This window comes from Sagittula sp. SSi028, assembly GCF_048553715.1.
Classification (GTDB): domain Bacteria; phylum Pseudomonadota; class Alphaproteobacteria; order Rhodobacterales; family Rhodobacteraceae; genus Sagittula.
The window spans coordinates 560,641-578,409 of sequence record NZ_JBLZNC010000001.1 but is presented as its reverse complement, the minus strand read 5'-3'; the positions used below and the strand labels follow the sequence as shown (position 1 = coordinate 578,409).

At 62.9% G+C, this 17,769-nt stretch carries 16 protein-coding genes; 10 read left to right on the top strand and 6 right to left on the bottom strand.

All coding sequences use genetic code 11. From position 1 onward, the window contains the following. Positions 1-102: 102 nt before the first annotated feature. The 4 genes from ACN5AZ_RS02755 to ACN5AZ_RS02740 all read left to right on the top strand — a co-directional run bounded on the left by ACN5AZ_RS02755 (position 103) and on the right by ACN5AZ_RS02740 (position 4,201). The gene (locus ACN5AZ_RS02755) at positions 103-1,215 is read left to right on the top strand and encodes a Ppx/GppA phosphatase family protein (protein ID WP_419427310.1); all 1,113 of its coding nucleotides are present in this window, start codon (positions 103-105) and stop codon (positions 1,213-1,215) included. Positions 1,216-1,322: 107 nt separating this feature from the next. Further along, positions 1,323-2,036 carry an RlmE family RNA methyltransferase gene (locus ACN5AZ_RS02750; RefSeq protein ID WP_419427309.1) on the top strand — a complete coding sequence of 238 codons (714 nt, stop codon included), beginning with the start codon at positions 1,323-1,325 and terminating at the stop codon, positions 2,034-2,036. 362 nt (positions 2,037-2,398) lie between these two features. After that, positions 2,399-2,908: a lipocalin gene (locus ACN5AZ_RS02745; protein WP_419427308.1), complete on the top strand. Its 510-nt coding sequence runs from the start codon at positions 2,399-2,401 to the stop codon at positions 2,906-2,908. A gap of 33 nt (positions 2,909-2,941) precedes the next feature. Then, positions 2,942-4,201, top strand: a complete 1,260-nt coding sequence (locus ACN5AZ_RS02740; protein WP_419427307.1) for a glycerate kinase type-2 family protein — start codon at positions 2,942-2,944, stop codon at positions 4,199-4,201. Positions 4,202-4,222: 21 nt separating this feature from the next. Here the strand turns inward: ACN5AZ_RS02740 and ACN5AZ_RS02735 are convergent, their stop codons facing one another. Then, positions 4,223-4,972, bottom strand: coding sequence for a hypothetical protein (locus tag ACN5AZ_RS02735; RefSeq protein ID WP_419427306.1), 750 nt, complete (start codon positions 4,970-4,972; stop codon positions 4,223-4,225). Between the two features lie 129 nt (positions 4,973-5,101). Between ACN5AZ_RS02735 and ACN5AZ_RS02730 the strand changes: the two genes are divergently transcribed. Beyond that, complete coding sequence (locus ACN5AZ_RS02730) at positions 5,102-5,977, top strand: glycosyltransferase family 2 protein (RefSeq protein ID WP_419427305.1); 876 nt, start codon at positions 5,102-5,104, stop codon at positions 5,975-5,977. Between the two features lie 6 nt (positions 5,978-5,983). On the opposite strand, the gene ACN5AZ_RS02725 is transcribed toward ACN5AZ_RS02730, so the two are convergent. Together ACN5AZ_RS02725 and ACN5AZ_RS02720 are read right to left on the bottom strand one after the other, a co-directional pair. Continuing rightward, positions 5,984-6,487, bottom strand: a complete 504-nt coding sequence (locus ACN5AZ_RS02725) for a hypothetical protein (RefSeq protein ID WP_419427304.1) — start codon at positions 6,485-6,487, stop codon at positions 5,984-5,986. A 118-nt stretch (positions 6,488-6,605) separates the two neighbouring features. Next, positions 6,606-7,976, bottom strand: a complete 1,371-nt coding sequence (locus ACN5AZ_RS02720; protein WP_419427303.1) for a M20/M25/M40 family metallo-hydrolase — start codon at positions 7,974-7,976, stop codon at positions 6,606-6,608. 441 nt (positions 7,977-8,417) lie between these two features. Between ACN5AZ_RS02720 and hemA the strand changes: the two genes are divergently transcribed. The 3 genes from hemA (at position 8,418) to ispG (ending at position 12,616) form a co-directional block, all read left to right on the top strand. Beyond that, positions 8,418-9,641, top strand: coding sequence for a 5-aminolevulinate synthase (gene hemA / locus ACN5AZ_RS02715; RefSeq protein WP_419427302.1), 1,224 nt, complete (start codon positions 8,418-8,420; stop codon positions 9,639-9,641). Between the two features lie 121 nt (positions 9,642-9,762). Further along, entirely contained in the window at positions 9,763-11,409 is a 1,647-nt protein-coding gene (locus tag ACN5AZ_RS02710; RefSeq protein ID WP_419427301.1) for a helix-turn-helix domain-containing protein, read from the top strand. A 76-nt stretch (positions 11,410-11,485) separates the two neighbouring features. Further along, positions 11,486-12,616: a flavodoxin-dependent (E)-4-hydroxy-3-methylbut-2-enyl-diphosphate synthase gene (gene ispG, locus ACN5AZ_RS02705; protein WP_419427300.1), complete on the top strand. Its 1,131-nt coding sequence runs from the start codon at positions 11,486-11,488 to the stop codon at positions 12,614-12,616. Positions 12,617-12,648: 32 nt separating this feature from the next. Here the strand turns inward: ispG and ACN5AZ_RS02700 are convergent, their stop codons facing one another. The 3 genes from ACN5AZ_RS02700 to ACN5AZ_RS02690 are packed head-to-tail and all read right to left on the bottom strand — an operon-like array spanning position 12,649 to position 15,187. After that, entirely contained in the window at positions 12,649-13,074 is a 426-nt protein-coding gene (locus tag ACN5AZ_RS02700; RefSeq protein ID WP_419427299.1) for a disulfide bond formation protein DsbA, read from the bottom strand. Beyond that, positions 13,071-13,838 carry a DsbA family protein gene (locus ACN5AZ_RS02695; RefSeq protein ID WP_419427298.1) on the bottom strand — a complete coding sequence of 256 codons (768 nt, stop codon included), beginning with the start codon at positions 13,836-13,838 and terminating at the stop codon, positions 13,071-13,073. The genes ACN5AZ_RS02700 and ACN5AZ_RS02695 overlap by 4 nt, the downstream gene beginning before the upstream one ends. 32 nt (positions 13,839-13,870) lie before the next feature. Next, positions 13,871-15,187 (bottom strand): M48 family metalloprotease, encoded by a 1,317-nt coding sequence (locus tag ACN5AZ_RS02690; RefSeq protein WP_419427297.1) that lies wholly within the window; start codon positions 15,185-15,187, stop codon positions 13,871-13,873. A 65-nt stretch (positions 15,188-15,252) separates the two neighbouring features. Between ACN5AZ_RS02690 and ACN5AZ_RS02685 the strand changes: the two genes are divergently transcribed. Together ACN5AZ_RS02685 and ACN5AZ_RS02680 are read left to right on the top strand one after the other, a co-directional pair. After that, complete coding sequence (locus ACN5AZ_RS02685) at positions 15,253-16,410, top strand: pyridoxal phosphate-dependent aminotransferase (protein WP_419427296.1); 1,158 nt, start codon at positions 15,253-15,255, stop codon at positions 16,408-16,410. A 64-nt stretch (positions 16,411-16,474) separates the two neighbouring features. Beyond that, entirely contained in the window at positions 16,475-17,683 is a 1,209-nt protein-coding gene (locus tag ACN5AZ_RS02680) for an N-acetylmuramoyl-L-alanine amidase (protein WP_419427295.1), read from the top strand. The last annotated feature ends 86 nt before the right edge of the window (positions 17,684-17,769 follow it).

Genomic DNA, 17,769 nt, shown 5'->3' with positions numbered 1-17,769 from the left:
GCGCGGCGGATAGAATCTAATTGCTCTCGTCATGTGTCTTGCACGCGACGGACGCGAGGCGTATCGTTGGGGGTAAGTTGAAATCGGAAGAGGCGCATCGTCATGGCGCCCAAGCGTCCCAAGGCTGCGGGCGCTTTCCCGAGACCGGTCGAGAGCCCCGCGCCTGTAGACCCTGATCCCAATGCGCTTTACGCCGCGTTGGATCTGGGAACAAACAGTTGCCGCATGTTGATTGCCCAGCCAAAGGGCAGCCAGTTTCATGTGGTCGACAGCTTTTCAAAGTCCGTCCAGTTGGGGCAGGGCCTTGAAATGTCTGGCAGATTAAGCCGTGCCTCGATGGGGCGCACGGTATCGGCCTTGCGCGTCTGCCGCCAAAAGATCGAACGTCATAATGTGCAGCGCATGCGACTGGTCGCGACAGAGGCCTGTCGTCGTGCCAAGAACGCCCGCGACTTTATCCGGCAAGTGCGGCGCGAAACCGGTCTGATGCTGGAGATCATCCAGCCCGAGGAAGAGGCCCGCTTGGCGGTGATTTCCTGCGCGCCGCTTGTGTCGACAAAAACCGAACAATTGCTGGTGGTCGACATCGGCGGCGGGTCGACCGAGCTGGTCTGGATCGACCTGTCCGCGGTCGAGCCGCGCGAACGCCCACGCGCGATCATGCGGCTGCATGCGGGATTTCACCCGCCCGACAGCCCGTTTCCCTCGGCCAAGGTGGTGGACTGGATCTCGGTCCCGCTTGGGGTGGCCACGCTGCGCGACCAGTTTGCCGATGTGCAAGACGATGCGGCGCGCTATGCCTTGATGAGCTGGTTCTTCGAAGAAAACCTCGCCGAATTTGCGCCCTATCAGGATGAACAGGCCCGCGAGGGCTTTCAGATTGTCGGCACGTCGGGAACGGTGACGACGGTGGCGGCATCACATCTGGGGCTGCGCCGCTATGACCGCACCAAGGTGGACGGGCTGCGGATGTCCTCGGATCAGATCGAGGCGGTGATCGCGCGCTATCTGGAGATGGGCCCGGCCGGCCGCAGGCGCGACCCGCGCATAGGGCCTGACCGTCATGCGCTGATTATGAGCGGGTCGGCCATTCTGCAGGCTTTGTTACGCCTGTGGCCGACGGACCGTTTGTCTGTGGCGGATCGGGGGCTGCGCGAGGGCTTGCTTTATGCGCAGATGTCTGCGGATGGTGTTCTGGAAGATGGTCCGCTATAGGACGATGCCGGACGCTTGGGGCGCAGGCTGTGGAATGGGGGCGCTGCCCCCGTCCTGACGGACTCCCCCGAGGTATTTTGAACCAAGGAAAAGAAGGGCGCGGTGCCATGGCAAAGGGGCCTACGAAAAACAGTTCCGGGCGCGGGCAGCGCGATCTGAAGGTTAAGGTGAAGACGGCGCGCGGGCGCAAGCTGTCCTCGACATTGTGGCTGCAGCGGCAGTTGAACGACCCTTATGTGAAGCGCGCACAGGCGGATGGCTATCGCGGTCGGGCGGCGTATAAGATCCTTGAGATTGATGACAAGTACCGGTTTCTGGTGCCCGGCGCGCGGGTTGTCGATCTGGGTTGTGCGCCCGGCGGGTGGTGTCAGGTGGCCAGCAAGCGGATCAACTCATTGGGTGAACGCGCTGGCAAGAAGCAGGGGTATATCCTTGGGGTCGATCTGCAGGAGGTGGAGCCGCTGGCGGGCGTTGAACTGCACCAGCTAGACTTTATGGAAGACGGTGCCAACGACAAGGTGAAGGGCTGGCTCGGCGGGAAGGCCGATGTGGTCATGTCGGACATGGCGGCGGCGTCGTCGGGTCATAAGAAGACCGACCACCTGCGGATTATCGCGCTGTGCGAGGCGGCTGCGGAATTGGCGTTTGATGTGCTTGAAGAGGGCGGCACCTTTGTTGCCAAGGTTCTGGCTGGCGGGGCCGAGGGGACGTTGCAGCAGACGTTGAAGCAGCGTTTCGACAAGGTTGCGAATTTCAAACCGCCCGCGAGCCGTCAGGATTCGTCGGAGAAGTTTGTCGTGGCCACCGGGTTTCGCGGCTAACCCGCGAGGCGGGACCAGAGGCTGCGCCGGGGGCGCGGTACAAATAAAGTGCTCGCCGCGGTCCTTTGCATTTCGCGGATGTCGTCGAGGGAGAGGGCGGAGGGCAGCTCGCTCAGCCGGGTCTGGGCGCTGTCTTCTGTCCGGTCCGGTTCTTGCCGATACAGGGAGAACAGCAGGCTGTGGCTGTTTTGGCGTGAGGACAGGGTGGACACGGGATGCCGCCTTTGTTGTGACTTGGTGTTCGGGTCAGCATCAGAATAGGTGTTTGGCGGCGGGAGTTAATGGTTTGTTAACGCGGATCATGGTTGACCCGCTGTCGTTCATGGTTTGTGTTGCCGGGCGGTGACAGATGAGGCACGGGCATGTGGATAACCTCGGGGATAAGCCTGTGGGCTGCAAAAAGCGCCAAAATCCGGCGCGAATCGGCGGGTGTTTTGGTCTTTGCTTTGGCCGTGTTGAGTGCCTGCACGCCTGAGCCTGTGGCGGTTGTCGACGTCGTGCCTGTGCGAAATCCGACCGCTTTGGTGGCCAGTCAGGCGGACGCGTCGCTTGGGCGGATATCGGGGCGGTGGATTGTGGTCGAAAGCTCGCGCTTTGTCGCTGGTGCGCCTATCGTAATTGGGCAAGGGGCGGTCCAGTTTCCCAAGGGCGCAGCGGTTTCGTTGACCGATATGGGGCGTGGACGGTTCGTGGCAGGGCCTGACGAGGTTTGGGTTCACTGGCTGGACGCCGACGCGCGCACGGCGGCCATTGGGGATCCGCATGGGGGGTGGTTCGCGGTCATCGACCGGACCGGTGCGCCACGCGAAAGGTTGCATGCGGCGCGCGACATTCTGGAATGGTACGGCTATGATTTAGCGCGGCGTCTGTGACGGCGCAGGCCGCGCGTTCGAGAGAGGGGCAAGATGGATAAACGGGCATTTCTGACCGAGCTGTTTGAAACAGCCGTTGCCGCAGCTGATCCCAGAGGCGCGCTGGCGGATGTTTTGCCCGCCCGCCCGACGGGCCGCACGGTTGTGGTTGCTTTGGGTAAGGGGGCCGCGCAATTGGCGGCGGCCTTCGAGGATCTTTGGCAGGCGCCGGTCGAGGGGGTTGTGGTGACCCGTTACGGCTATGCCGCGCCCTGCCGTTATCTGCGCGTTCTGGAGGCGGCGCATCCGGTGCCGGATGCAGCGGGCTTGGCCGCGACCGAGGCCGTGTTCGAGGCGGTGCAGGGGCTAACGGCCGATGATCTGGTTGTGGCTTTGGTCTGTGGCGGCGGGTCGGCTTTGTTGCCCGCGCCGCCCGAAGGGCTCACGCTGGAGGATGAGCAGGCACTGAACCGGGCTTTGCTGGCCTCCGGTGCGCCCATCGGCGTGATGAACGCGATCCGAAAGCACGTGAGCCGGATCAAAGGCGGGCGTCTGGCCGAAGCCTGCGGTCCCGCCAAAGTGGTGACCCTGGTCGTGTCCGATGTGCCGGGGGATGATCCTGCGCAGGTGGCGTCAGGTCCAACCGTGCCGGATGCTGTGCGGCGCGAGGATGCGCTGGCGATGATCCGGGCGCGAGGGATCAGTTTGCCCGACGCGGTGATGGCACATTTGGAACGTGACGCGGCGGCCGCGCCTGATCCGTCCGCCGGGTGCTTTACGGGCAATGAGGTGCGCGTGGTCGCCTCTGCCAGATTGTCGCTGGAAGCCGCGGCGGCACGCAGCGAAGCGCTGGGGGTGCCGGCGGTCATTCTGTCCGATGCGATCGAGGGCGAGGCCACCGTTGTGGGTGGCGTTCATGCGGCCATTGCCCGAGAGGTGGCCCGCCATAATCGGCCGTTCACCGCGCCGGTCGTGATCTTGTCTGGGGGGGAAACCACAGTCACCTTGGGCGACACGCCGGGGCGTGGAGGGCGGAATACTGCATTCCTGTTGGGGCTCGCCCATGAGATCGAAGGCTGCCCGATCACCGTTTTGGCCGCAGATACGGACGGGATCGACGGGACCGAAGACAATGCCGGTGCCTTTGCAGATGGGGACAGTATAGCCAGACTGCGCGCGGAGGGTCATGACCCTGCAGATTTCCTACGCGCGCAAGATCCCTACAGTGCTTTTGACGCAATCGGGGATATCTACACCCCAGGCCCGACCGGAACAAACGTTAATGATTTCCGCGCGATACTGGTCATGCCTTAACCTTTGGCTGAGGTCAGGGCGCTAGTCGTAGTGGTAGCCGAGCTTGGCCTCTAGATCCAAATCGATGTTTTGGCGGAGGAAATCAAGGTCTTCGGCAGGAATGTCGCGCGGTGTGTCTGGCCGTGTCTCGACACTGGCGCGGAATTTGGATCCTAAACGCTTGACCACGGGGCGGTAGTTTTCCTGCGCAGACGGGAGCCCGTATGTATCGTGTAGGCTGCGCAGAAAATCTTGCGGCGCTGCGGTCACAGCCTCCATCCGGCACAGGATCACGGTGCATTTTCGGTTAAGAAACGACAGATGCGCCTGCAGTTTGACTGTGCGCAGCTCAAACAGGTTCTGAAAGACAGCCCCGGTCAGCGGATGACGGTCATGCTGCAGCGGCTGTCCGGTGCCGCCGTGTTCTGCCACCTGCGGGAAGTAGCGTTTGTGATCTGCCACAGTGTCCCACGGGTGGCGAATGAAGGCGCTGTAGTCGAGCGCCTGCATCACAGGGGGCGTATGCCATGGCTTGGCATGCATGGAGCGGGACCAGCTACGGGCATCGCGGACACAGACCACGACCGCCACATCTGCGGGAATCGCCGTCATATGCGGCACCGCATGTTTCCAGCCAAGCGCCTCGATCGGGGTGAGGGCGCTGTTGCGTCCGATCAGCCGTTTGACGAAATTTGTGCCGCTGGAGCGTTCGCCAAACACCTGATAGCGGCGCGGGGGCACCGCAGCCGGTCCGAAATGCCAGCCTGTGTCAACGAAACCGTCGGGGATCATCTGCGCGCCTCATGTCTTTTGGGTCACCATAGGCGGGGCAGTGTCAGAATGCGATTCTCTTTGCACATCGCTTGCGCTAATCTGCGGCGCAAAGGCCACGCCAGTTGGCATGTCGAGGGGACGAGCACCATGCAAACCATTGCCGCCGCACTGACCATGGTGCGCGATGACGCGTTTTTCCTGAAAGCCTGGCTGCGCCATTACGGCGAGATGTTCGGTCGGGAGAACTGCTACATCGTCAATCACGGGCGCGGCGAAGAGGTGGCCCGACTGGCAGAGGGCTGCAATATCATCGGCATCCCCGGCGATCCGCACCCGAATTTCGATATGAAGCGCTGGCGTATGCTGAACAATTTTGTTCAGGGGCTGCGCTGCTATTACAATCATATCGTGGTGGGGGATGTGGATGAACTGGTGGTGGTTGATCCCAGCGACGGCCGCACCCTGTTGGACTATCTGGCCCAGACAAAACCCCGCCGCATCCTGACACCTTTGGGATTGGAGGTGGTGCACCGCATTGATGTGGAACACGACGTGATCACCGATCACATCATCGGGCCGCGCCGTCATGTGCGTCTGGCGCCGCATTACTCCAAGCCCTGCATCGTCAGCCACGGGGCGAAAATCGCGCGTGGGGGGCATTTTACGCAGTACGACCAGCTGCATTCCCCGGACGAGCTGTTTCTGTTTCACCTGAAGTTTTGCGATTTCCGCAACTACTCCGAGGTGATGAATGCCCGCAATGCGGTGACCGACAGCGTCGGCGCAGGCGTGCAGGAGGCCTCTATCGGGCGGCACTGGTTTGCCGAGGCCCGTGGCGAGGATCGCGCCGTCTTTGAGGCGTTTGCCGAGATGGACATGCAGGACGGGTTCGATCTGGGGTGGGTGCGCAAGCGGATGCATCGCAGTTGGGGGCCGCGCGGGGATACGGGGTTCTGGAATTTCAACCGGCCCGAATACAACCAGCAATATGTGCTGCCCGATCGGTTCAACGGTGTGATCTGAAGCGGGTCAGGGTTGCGGCAGATCCAGCGCGCCAAAGGCCTGTGCCGGAATGTCCGTGACCGTGCTATAGGCCTGTTCCAGCGTGGCGCGGCTTTGCGCGTCGAGCTGATCCCATGTTGTCTGCCACAGCTCGGGCGGCAGGTGCCACAGGCCCATTGCCACAGCGACACCCAGAACCACCGCGAGCGATTGCTGGCTGCGGCTGCCGGTCTTTGTCAGGGTGCGCAGGCCGTGGCCAACCACCAGCCCAAGACAGACCCCCGCGCCAACGGCAATCACCAGATCGGTTTGGGTAACAGGCAGCCAATGACCCAAGATGACCCGCAAGCGATCCGGCGCGGCCGCCCAATAAGCCACCAACAGCGTCACGCAGCCCGCAATCATGCCCCAGCGCAGCGGATGTGCAGGGCTGCTGCGATCTGATGACAGACGGCGCATATGCTGCCACTCCAGACGCGCGGCGCGTTTGGCGAAATCTTTTTGGGTGATGTTGCGGACGGGGCGTCTCATGGCTTGCTGGCTAAAGCGAAACTTGGATCATCCCGTGAACAAATGCGGCCAAAGCGCCGCATTCATTGGTTTTATCAGATGTTTCAGGCGAGATGGTTAACCACCCCGCCGGGAAATCTTAACGGATCGCGTCCAGAATGCGTGCCCAGCTGCGGATGCCCTTGTGAAACGATTCGACGTCGTATTTTTCATTCGGGGAATGGATCTGGTCGTCGTCCTTGGCCCAGCCGACCAGCATGGTGTCCATTCCCAGCATGGATTTGAAATAGCCCGCCACGGGGATCGACCCGCCGCAGCCGGTAAAGGCCGCCTCGTGCCCCCATTCCGCGCCCAGCACGCTGCGGGCCTGTTCAAATGCGGGGTGATCCGTGGACATCTGGCTGGCCGGTGAGGCGCCATGGGCGTGGAATTCGGCGCTGACGTCGGCGGGCAATTGCGCCTCGACCCAAGCGCGGAAATTCTCGCGGATCTTGTGGGGGTCTTGCTGGCCCACCAGACGGAAGGACACCTTGGCGCGGGCCTGAGCGGGCAGAACCGTCTTGAACCCGTCACCGGTATAGCCGCCGATCATGCCGTTGATCTCTGCTGTTGGGCGCGACCAGAGCATTTCCAGCGCGGTTCTGTCCTGTTCGCCTGCGGGATGGCACAGCCCGACCTCGCCCAGAAAGGCTTCGTGGTCGAAATTCAGGCCCTCCCACTGTGACTTCATCTCGCGCGACAGTTCGGGGACGCCGTCATAGAAGTCCGGCACCTGAATGTGGCCCTGATCGTCGTGCAGATTGCCCAGAATGCGCGAGAGCACACGGATCGGGTTCTGGCCCGCGCCGCCGAACATGCCGGAATGCAGGTCCTTGTTCGCGCCGGTCAGGACGATCTCCTCGCCGCACAGGCCGCGCAACTGGGTCATGATCGACGGGGTGCGGGATTCGAACAGGCCGGTGTCGCAGATCAGCGCGATATCGGCTTTCAGCTCTTCGGCGTTCTCTTGCAGGAAGGGGATCAGCGAGGGCGATCCGCTTTCTTCCTCGCCCTCGAAGAAGAAGGTGATCTTGCACGGAAAGCTGCCATGTACGTCTTTCCACGCGCGGCAGGCCTCGACAAAGGTCATCAACTGCCCCTTGTCGTCAGAGGCCCCGCGCGCCCGGATCACACGGCCCTTGGCGGTGTCCTCGATGGCGGGGTCAAAGGGATCACGGTCCCACAGCTCCAGCGGATCGACCGGCTGCACATCGTAATGGCCGTAGAACAGAACATGCGGGCCGTCGCCCTCCACATGGCCCACGACCATCGGATGACCGGGGGTGGGGCGCTTTTCGGCCTGAATGCCAAAGGACGCCAGATCGGCCACCAGCCAATCGGCGGCGCGGTCGCAGTCGGCCTTATACGCGGGATCGGTCGAGATCGAGGGAATGCGCAGCAGTTCCATCAGCCGGTCCATGGCCTGCGGCAGATCGGCGTCGATGCGGGAAAGGGTGGCGTCGAGAGACATGTATGCTCCTGTCATGCGTTCGACAGCGAAGCTATCACCTGCGCCCGACGTGTCCAGACCCGTGATGCTTGCACAGGGCGCATGGCGGAATAGCAAAACTCTATGGCTTTGATAGGAATTCCAGTCTGGAATTATTCTAACCGTCTGCTAAATGGATCGCTGAACACAGCAATTCTGCCCCATGGCGCGCATGTCGCCGCAGGGCGGGACCGCAGACCACCCGCACCGTTTCCGATCCGCGACCACGGTGCCCCATAGGAAAAGATGAGTATCGCGCATTTCTTCTAAGCCTTTGATCTAGGTCAAGGCTGCGACGGAACGTCCAAGGCTAGACGGTGGACAGACACTGTGACGGCCATTAGGTATTCACGAACTTAAGTGCGGCACTGGCCGCGTAGGGTGCCGATCCAACGGCGTCCGGGAATTTGTAAGGAGGCGCCGGTGGACTACACCGCGAAACTCGACACCGCCTTGAACCGCCTGCACGAAGAAGGCCGCTATCGCACCTTCATCGACATCGAGCGGAAGAATGGTCAGTTTCCGCACGCGATGTGGAAAAAGGCGGACGGGTCCGAGACGCCGATCACCGTATGGTGTGGGAACGACTACCTTGGCATGGGGCAAAACCCCGTTGTTCTGGACGCGATGCACGAGGCGATTGACGCCACTGGCGCAGGCTCGGGCGGCACGCGTAACATTTCCGGCACCACGGTCTACCACAAGATGCTGGAGGCAGAGCTTGCCGATCTGCACGGCAAAGAGGCGGCGCTGCTGTTCACCTCTGCCTATATCGCCAACGACGCGACGCTCAGCACGCTGCCCAAGCTGTTCCCCGGTCTCATCATCTATTCCGACGAGCTGAACCATGCCTCGATGATCGAAGGCGTGCGGCGCAATGGCGGTGCGAAACGTATCTTCAAGCACAACGATCTGGCCGATCTGCGCGCCAAGCTGGAGGCTGACGATCCCGCCGCGCCCAAGCTGATCGCCTTCGAATCGATTTACTCGATGGACGGCGATTTCGGCCCGATCGAGGCGATCTGCGACCTCGCGGATGAATTTAATGCGCTGACCTACATCGACGAGGTGCACGCGGTCGGCATGTACGGGCCGCGCGGGGCAGGGGTGGCGGAACGCGACCGCCTGATGCACCGGATCGATATCATCAACGGCACGCTGGCCAAGGCCTATGGCGTGATGGGCGGCTATATCGCGGCCTCGGAAAAGATGTGTGATGCGGTGCGCTCTTACGCGCCGGGCTTTATCTTTACCACGTCCCTGCCGCCGGCTGTGGCGGCGGGTGCTGCGGCCTCTGTCGCGCATCTCAAGCGCAACCAGACCCTGCGCGATCAGCATCAGACTCAGGCCAAGATCCTGAAAACACGTCTGAAAGCGATGGGCATGCCGCTGATCGATCATGGCAGCCATATCGTGCCCGTGATCGTTGGCAACCCTGTCCACACCAAGACCCTGTCGGACATGCTGCTCGAAGGCTACGGCATCTATGTCCAGCCCATCAACTTCCCCACAGTGCCCCGTGGCACCGAACGTCTGCGGTTCACACCGTCGCCGGTCCATGGCCCTAAAGAGATGGAGCATCTCATCCGCGCCATGGATGAACTTTGGAGCCATTGCGCGCTGAATCGTGCCGAAATGGCGGGGTAACCTGCGGTACCTCTGTCAAAGCCATTGCTTTGTGGTAACGTTATCCTAATAACCGGGCTGCACGAATCGTGTGGGCCCGGAGGGCAGGCACGTTAAGTTAAGTAAGTCGGGGCAGTCGCGCATGATCGGGCGTAAAACCCAGAACCGGATCGTTGAAGATATTGCTGATCAGCAGGGCTTTGACGGGTTCGATCTGAAGTTGGGAGACGTCATGCGTGGCGAACGGGCCACCTTGGGGAAATCCCTGCTCGACGTCCAACGTGAACTCCGCATCAAGGCGAGCTATATCGCCGCCATCGAAAACTGCGACCCCAATGCCTTTGACACGCCCGGCTTTATCGCGGGGTATGTGCGCTCTTATGCCCGCTATCTTGGCATGGACCCGGACGAGGCCTTTGCCGGCTTCTGTCAGGAAAGCGGCTTTTCCGTCGCGCATGGCATGTCCTCGCAGGCCTCTGTGGTGCGCAAGCCGACCGCCGACGATGTTCTCAAACCCCGTCCGCGTGACACGCTTGCCAATCCGACCTTGCCCTTTGCGCCGGCCTCGGACAGCTTTCTGTCGCAGATCGAACCCCGCGCGGTGGCATCGTCCATGGTGTTGTTGGCGCTGATCGGTGGCATCGGTTACGGCGGCTGGGCTGTCCTGCAAGAGGTGCAGCGCGTTCAGGTCACGCCGGTGGACCAGACGCCCGTGGTGTTGAGCGAGCTTGATCCCCTCGATGCCGCACGTGCGCCCGCGCAACCCGATACCGAGGTGGCGGGCGTCTTTACCCCGCCCACGACGGAGGCCTTTGACCGGCTCTACCGGCCTCAGGCGCTGGACGTGCCTGTGCTGATCGCACGGGACGAACCGATTTCCACGCTCGATCCCGACAGGGGCGGCTTGTATTCCGGTCGCGGCGCGTCGCTTCCGTCGGTGCAGGACAGCGCATTGGCGGCAGCTGCCTTGGCCGATGGTTTGATCAACCGCGCGCAAGGGGCGGATGCCCCTGTCGATGCAATGCCGAAACTGGCGCAATCGGGTGTTTCGGTTCTGGCCGTGCGGCCCGCTTGGGTGCAGGTCAGCGATGCCTCGGGCAAGATCCTGATGTCGCGGGTGATGAACGCGGGCGAGCGTTTTGCCGTTCCCGGCGATGCGCAAGAGCCGCGCATTCAGGTGGGCGAATCCGGTGCGGTGTATTTCAGCGTACAGGGCGAGGTCTACGGCCCCGCCGGTCAACGCGGCGCTGTGACGTCGAACCTGTCCTTGGCGGCCGCGGATCTGACAGACCGCTACGATGTGGCGCAGGTCGCCTCGGATGAGGATCTGGCGACCACATTGGCCGCTTTGACAGGCACCTCTGCCACGCAACTGGCCAGCGTCGCCCCGCAATCCACAGACCCCGCGCCGACAGTCAACGCGCCGCCGCGCGTCACAGCCGATCTGCCGCCGGGGATCACGGTGGTTGCTACGCAGGAAACCTGGGTCGAGGTGACGGCTCCCTCGGGGAAGAAGATCTTTGCCCAGACCCTTCAGCCGGGGCAAAGCTATCAGGTGCCGCAAACCGATCAGCCCGCAACGATCTTTTCCGGCAACGCCGGTGGTGTCTATTTTGCGGTGAACGGCCAGACCTTCGGCCCTTATGGTCAAACCGGCCAGTTCGGGCGCAATCTGGCTCTGTCGGCTGACGCCATCGCGGGGCAGATGCAGGTCGCGGATCTGTCGCAAAACCAGACGCTCGCCCGTGCTGTGGCAGAGCTGTCCATCGCGACGGACACGCCGGAATAACTTCCCGCGACGTCCCTTTCGTCCCGCCAGCCAAAGCCCTATATACGGCGCAGACACTGTTAACAGGAGCGCCCGCATGAGCCTGAACCATGTTCGCCCGTGGCGGAACATCTATCGCCGCAGCTCGCGCAAAATCATGGTGGGATCGGTGCCTGTGGGGGGAGATGCCCCCATTTCGGTCCAGACGATGACCAACACGATCACCACCGATGTGGCCGCCACAATCGCGCAGGTGCAGGCCGCCGCCGAGGCAGGGGCTGACATTGTGCGTGTCTCGGTCCCCGATGAGGATTCGGCCCGCGCGCTCAAGGAAATTGTGCGCGAAAGCCCGGTGCCCATCGTGGCCGACATCCATTTCCACTACAAACGCGGGATCGAAGCGGCGGAGGCCGGTGCGGCCTGTCTGCGCATCAACCCCGGCAACATCGGCAGCCCGGAACGTGTCCGCGAGGTCATCAAGGCCGCCCGCGACCACAATTGTTCGATTCGCATCGGTGTGAACGCGGGTTCGCTGGAAAAGCACCTGCTTGAGAAATACGGCGAACCCTGTCCCGACGCCATGGTCGAAAGCGGCATGGATCATATCAAGATCCTGCAGGACAACGATTTCCACGAATTCAAAATCTCGGTCAAAGCGTCTGACGTGTTCATGGCCGCAGCCGCCTATCAACAACTGGCAGAAGCCACGGATGCGCCGATCCACCTTGGCATCACCGAGGCGGGCGGGCTGGTGTCCGGCACGGTCAAAAGCGCCATCGGTCTGGGCAATCTGTTGTGGATGGGGATTGGTGACACGATCCGCGTCAGCCTGTCTGCCGATCCGGTCGAAGAGGTAAAAATCGGCTACGAGATCCTGAAATCGCTGGGTCTGCGCCATCGCGGGGTGAACATCATTTCGTGCCCTTCCTGCGCGCGGCAGGGCTTTGACGTGATCAAAACGGTCGAGACGTTGGAAAAGCGGCTGGAGCACATCAAGACGCCGATGTCCCTGTCGATCATCGGCTGTGTGGTCAACGGCCCGGGCGAGGCGCTGATGACCGACGTGGGCTTTACCGGCGGTGGCAATGGCGCGGGGATGGTCTATCTGGCGGGCAAGGCCAGCCACAAAATGACCAACGACCAGATGGTCGATCACATCGTCGAAGAGGTGGAAAAACGCGCCTCGCTGATCGACAGTGGCGAGGCGGTGGCCAAGGCCGACGCATAAACCTGTCTGTCTGACGCGCGGGGGGGAAGCCCCTAGCGCGTCAGATACCTGCGCAAAACGATGTCCGGCATATGCCCACGGATCAGCCGGTCGGGCATCACGTATGCGGGCAAGACATCAAATTCCAGCCGGTCAAACACCGCGCGATGCGCCGGGTCATCCATGGGCAGCACGCGCATCTCCACGCCCAACTCCTGACTGAGCGCACGTAGCTCGGACAGCGCCTTGTCGCAGTCGGTACAGTTGTCAGTCACAAAAACCGCGACGGCCGCGTGTTCCGGCCCGAACAAAATCTCGGCCTCGGCCGCAATGCGCGCGCGGTCGTCGAGCTTTTCCGACGCATACAGATCGACCGCAGGCGGCGCGGTCAGGGCGCGCAAGCGTTCCTCGGCAGTGGGGGCGAACTGGGCCAAGGCCGGCGCCGCAGTCAGCAGCGCCGGTAGGATCACGCGGATCACTGTGTGGCACGTCCCTGTGCCACGATCTGCTGCATCGCGGCCAGCGGCGCGTACCCACGCACCATTTCATCGCCAAAGACGAAGGACGGCGTGCCGCTGATCTGCATGGCCTGTGCCAAGGCACGGGTTTCCGCAATCCGGCCAGAGATCTCGTCGCTGTCCATCTCCGCCAGAATGGCGTCACCGTCCAGACCAAGGGTGCCTGCCAGACGTTTCAAAACCGGCTCGCTCGGGGCGCCCTCCAGCGCGATCAGCGCATCATGCACCTGACCATAAGCCTCGTCTCCGGCGACGATCTTGGTGGCGATGGCAAAGCGCGAGGACACCATGGAGGCATCGCCGAGAATCGGGAATTCCTTGACGATCAGGCGGATATTGCCGTCCTGTTCCACCAGCTCCGCCACTTCGGGCGATGCCTTGCGGCAGTAGCCGCAGCGGTAGTCCATGAATTCGACGATCGTAAAGTCGCCGTCAGGATTGCCGCCGACCCATGAATAGCCATCGTCAAGCAATGCCTCGCGGTGGGTGTCCACCAGAGACTGGTCCACGGCCACTTGCTGCTGCGCTTCCATCTCTTCAAGACGGGCGACCGCCTCCATGATGGTCTGGGGGTTTTCCAGAAGATAGCTGCGCACCGCGTCGCCAAAGGCTGCCTGCTGGTCGGGCGTCATCTGGTCAAAGTCAAAGGTATCCTGCGCCGATGCAGAAGACGCGGCCATCAGCGCGGTGGCGGCAACAGCGGCTTTGAGTGTCAGTTTGGGCATGGGGGCTCCGTTCTGGGATAGGTTTCTAATCGTTAACGACGTTTTGCCTGTTTGGCTGCTGATAGCACATCCTGCGCGCGCTGCCACGGGGCGGAGCCGCGCGGCAATTGGCCGACCGCACGGGTGGCGTGGAGTTCCGCATCGCTCATCCGTCCGTTCAAGGCATACCGTTCGGCGGTGGCCAGCGAGGCCATGGCATTGTTGCCCAGCCGCGCATAGGCCACGCCAAGATCGCGCAGCAGGCGGGGGTCGGAAAAATCACGGCCGCGCGCGGCCTCCAGCGCCTGAAGCGCGCCTTTGAAATCGCCCTGCGCCAGACGCGCCCGGCCTAGGCCGCCATGGATCAGTGGCTCGCGCGGGGCCATGTTGGCGGCGGCCTGATAGACCTGCCCGGCGGCGGCGAACTGGCGCGATTCCAGCAGGATCTGGCCTTTGAGCTCGCGCAGGTAGGGGTCTTTGGGACGGGCAGCGATGGCCTGATCGATGGCCTTTAGCGCCTTGGGCAGGTTCGACTGGCGGTGATAGGCCACAGCCTGCCGCATCAGGGCCACGTCCTTGTAAGGCTCTGATCCGATACGGCGCAGGGTCCAAGCGGGCGCGCGTTTAAAGGCGGACAGCTTCCCTTGGGCACGGGCGAACCAGTAATCATGCGTCGGGTTGCGCGGATGGGCGGGCGCACCTGCGACCTGCGCTTGCAACGCCCGCAGACGGTCGCGCGACAGCGGGTGGGTCACCGCGTAGGGGTCCAGCCGGCTTTCGTTGAGGTTCAACTGGCCGGTGAATAGGCTGATGGCGTCCACCGCGCCCTGCGGATCAATCCCTGCGCGGGCCATGTAGCGGACGCCGGAGATGTCGGCGGCGCTTTCCTCGGCGCGGGTGTGGGCGAACAGGCGGCGCTGTGCAGAGGACTGCGAGCCGATGGCAAGCCCGGTGGCAAGGCTCGGGTCCGCACCGGAGGCCCCGGCCGCGGCGGCCAGCAACAGCCCCAACCCGGCCGCAGTGCGGGCCGCGCGGATATTGCCCAGCCGTCGTGTGATATGGCCGTTGGCGATATGCGCCGCCTCATGGGCGATCACCGATTGCAGCGCAGGGGCGTTTTCCAGCTTCAGGATCAATCCCGAATGCAGAAAGATATGCCGCCCGTCCACGACAAAGGCATTGAGCGACGGGTCATCCAGCACCACGATCTTGATCTGCGAGGGGCTCAGCCCTGCGGCGGTCAGGATCGGCGCGGCAAGCTGTCCCAGCGCATATTCCATATCCGCATCGCGCAGAAATGTCGTGGCACGGGCAGGGGCCGCCAGCACGCACAGCGCCATCACAACCGCAAGAAGTCGGGAGAGGATCATTGACGTCACAGGTGTCTCGCTTCTAAGCGTCGGGGATACGACGCGGACAGAGTAGAGAGACAGGCATGAAAAGTTCAAGACGCGGGAACGTCGATCCCTTTATCGTGATGGATGTGATGGAGACCGCCCGCGCCCGCGAAGCCGCCGGTCACCGTGTCGTGCATATGGAAGTGGGCCAGCCGGGCACCGCCGCGCCAGAGGCCGCGCGCCGCGCCGTGCGCGACGCGCTGCAAGGCGATCCGATGGGCTATACCGTGGCCCTTGGCCTGCCCGAGCTGCGGGCGCGGATCGCGCAGCTGTATGGTGAATGGTATAACGTAGACCTTGATCCCGCGCGGGTGGTGGTGACCAACGGATCGTCCGGCGGCTTCGTTCTGGCGTTTTCGGCCTTTTTCGATGCCGGGGACCGTGTGGCGCTTGGGGCGCCCGGCTATCCGTCTTATCGCCAGATCCTGCGGGCGCAGGATTTGCACGCGGTCGAGGTGCAGACCAGCGCGGAAAACCGGTATCAGCCGGTGCCTGCGGATCTGGATGGTGTGGCGTATGACGGCTTGCTTGTGGCCTCTCCGGGCAATCCCACAGGCACCATGCTGGATCGCGGCGCGCTGGGGGCTCTGTATGACGCCGCCGCCGCCAAAGGCGCGAGCTTTCTGTCGGACGAGATCTACCACGGCATCGAATACGATAAAAAGGCGGTCACCGCGCTGGAGATCAGCGATGATGTGGTCGTGATCAATTCCTTCTCCAAGTATTTCTCCATGACCGGCTGGCGCGTGGGTTGGCTGGTCGTGCCGGAGGATCACGTCCGTCAGGTGGAGCGTCTGGCCCAGAATATGTTCATCTGCGCCCCCCATGTCAGCCAGTTGGCGGCATTGGCGGCAATGGACGCGCGCGATGAATGCGAGGCCAATCTGGCCGTCTACCGCCGCAACCGTGATCTGATGATGGCGGGGTTGCCGCTGGCGGGCTTTGACCGCATCGCGCCACCGGACGGGGCGTTCTACGTCTATGCCGATGTCAGCCATCTGACCGACGACAGCGTCGGCTTCGCGCGCGAGATTTTGGAAGAGGCGGGTGTCGCCGTCACACCCGGGCTGGACTTTGATCCGGTGCGGGGGGGCGGGACCTTGCGGTTCTCCTATGCGCGCAGCACCGCCGATATCACCGAGGGGCTTGAACGGCTGGCGCAATTCATGCAGCGGCGGGGACTGGCCAAGGCCTGAATTCACGACTGTCTATCGGCGGGCGGGCTGGTAGACTGGCGAAAACGGTTCGGAATGGTGGGCGATGAGCAGGGTATTTGCATCCTTTTTGATGATCTTTCTGGCGTTGCCGGTGCTGGCACAGCAGTCCTCGGGGCTTGCGCGCTACGAGGGCGGCGGCTTTGTCGATCGCAGGTTTGGCGGCACCGAGCTGCGGCTGGATCTGTCGCAGGGCGTGCCGTGGCGAGTCTTCACCGTGGCAGATCCCTGGCGGGTGGTGGTCGATTTTCGCGAAGTGGACTGGACCGGCGCGGATGCAAGGGCCATGGCCGACAGCGACATGGTCAAGACCGTGCGCATGGGCAGTTTCCGCCCCGGCTGGTCGCGTCTGGTGGCGGAACTCTCGCAGCCGTTGAAGGTGGCCGAGGCCAGTCTTGCCACAGGCTCCGACGGGGCAGGCGCGCAGCTTGTCCTGCGGTTTGCGCAGACCGATGGCGACAGTTTCCGCGCCAGCGCCGGTGTGCCCACCGACCCCGACTGGAAGCGCCCCGAGCCCAAAGCACGCGCCACCGCCCGCAAGCCTGCAGGGGCACCCATGGTCATCGTGCTGGACCCCGGCCATGGCGGTATTGACCCGGGCGCGCAGCGCGGCGGCATCAAGGAAGCCGACTTGATGCTGCAATTCGCCCGCGAGCTGCGCGATATCCTGCTGCGCTCCGGTAATTACGAGGTCGTGCTGACCCGCAATTCCGATAGCTTTATCTCGCTCGAAGGACGGGTGGCCTTGGCACATGAGGTCGGGGCCGATCTGTTCATCTCGCTGCATGCGGACGCGCTGGACGAAGGCGTGGCCCATGGCGCGTCTGTTTACACTCTGGCCGAGGACGCATCAGACGCGGCCTCTGCCGCTTTGGCGGAGCGTCATGACCGTGACGATCTGTTGTCCGGTGTCGATCTCAGCGGCGCGGATGATCGCGTGGCGCAGATCCTTCTGGATATGGCGCGGCTCGACAACACGCCGCGCAGCCAGTCGCTGGCGGGCTATATGGTCGATGGGATTCGCGACAACGTGGGCCATGTCCACAAGGACCCGCAGCGCGAGGCGGCCTTTTCCGTGCTGAAATCGGCAGACATCCCCTCCGTCCTGATCGAGCTGGGGTTCCTGTCGTCGCAGGCGGATTTGCAGAACCTGCGCGATCCTGCGTGGCGCGAGAAAATGGCCGAAGGGATTCGGGACGGGCTGGCGCAATGGCTGGTCGAGGACAAAGCCCTGTCGGGTCTGCGCCGCCAGTAGGATTTTTCCCCGTCAGGGACGTTGCGGAAACCGGCGCTGATCGGCGGGGCTGCGCGCATTGATCCTAAGGATGTGTTTTGACCCAA

What these genes read in the sequence shown, in the direction of transcription:
- ACN5AZ_RS02755 (WP_419427310.1), top strand. Translation starts at nt 103, where the DNA reads ATGGCGCCCAAGCGTCCCAAGGCTGCGGGCGCTTTCCCGAGACCGGTC.
- ACN5AZ_RS02750 (WP_419427309.1), top strand. Translation starts at nt 1,323, where the DNA reads ATGGCAAAGGGGCCTACGAAAAACAGTTCCGGGCGCGGGCAGCGCGAT.
- ACN5AZ_RS02745 (WP_419427308.1), top strand. Translation starts at nt 2,399, where the DNA reads ATGTGGATAACCTCGGGGATAAGCCTGTGGGCTGCAAAAAGCGCCAAA.
- ACN5AZ_RS02740 (WP_419427307.1), top strand. Translation starts at nt 2,942, where the DNA reads ATGGATAAACGGGCATTTCTGACCGAGCTGTTTGAAACAGCCGTTGCC.
- ACN5AZ_RS02735 (WP_419427306.1), bottom strand. Translation starts at nt 4,972, where the DNA reads ATGATCCCCGACGGTTTCGTTGACACAGGCTGGCATTTCGGACCGGCT.
- ACN5AZ_RS02730 (WP_419427305.1), top strand. Translation starts at nt 5,102, where the DNA reads ATGCAAACCATTGCCGCCGCACTGACCATGGTGCGCGATGACGCGTTT.
- ACN5AZ_RS02725 (WP_419427304.1), bottom strand. Translation starts at nt 6,487, where the DNA reads ATGAGACGCCCCGTCCGCAACATCACCCAAAAAGATTTCGCCAAACGC.
- ACN5AZ_RS02720 (WP_419427303.1), bottom strand. Translation starts at nt 7,976, where the DNA reads ATGTCTCTCGACGCCACCCTTTCCCGCATCGACGCCGATCTGCCGCAG.
- ACN5AZ_RS02710 (WP_419427301.1), top strand. Translation starts at nt 9,763, where the DNA reads ATGATCGGGCGTAAAACCCAGAACCGGATCGTTGAAGATATTGCTGAT.
- ispG (WP_419427300.1), top strand. Translation starts at nt 11,486, where the DNA reads ATGAGCCTGAACCATGTTCGCCCGTGGCGGAACATCTATCGCCGCAGC.
- ACN5AZ_RS02695 (WP_419427298.1), bottom strand. Translation starts at nt 13,838, where the DNA reads ATGCCCAAACTGACACTCAAAGCCGCTGTTGCCGCCACCGCGCTGATG.
- ACN5AZ_RS02690 (WP_419427297.1), bottom strand. Translation starts at nt 15,187, where the DNA reads ATGATCCTCTCCCGACTTCTTGCGGTTGTGATGGCGCTGTGCGTGCTG.
- ACN5AZ_RS02685 (WP_419427296.1), top strand. Translation starts at nt 15,253, where the DNA reads ATGAAAAGTTCAAGACGCGGGAACGTCGATCCCTTTATCGTGATGGAT.
- ACN5AZ_RS02680 (WP_419427295.1), top strand. Translation starts at nt 16,475, where the DNA reads ATGAGCAGGGTATTTGCATCCTTTTTGATGATCTTTCTGGCGTTGCCG.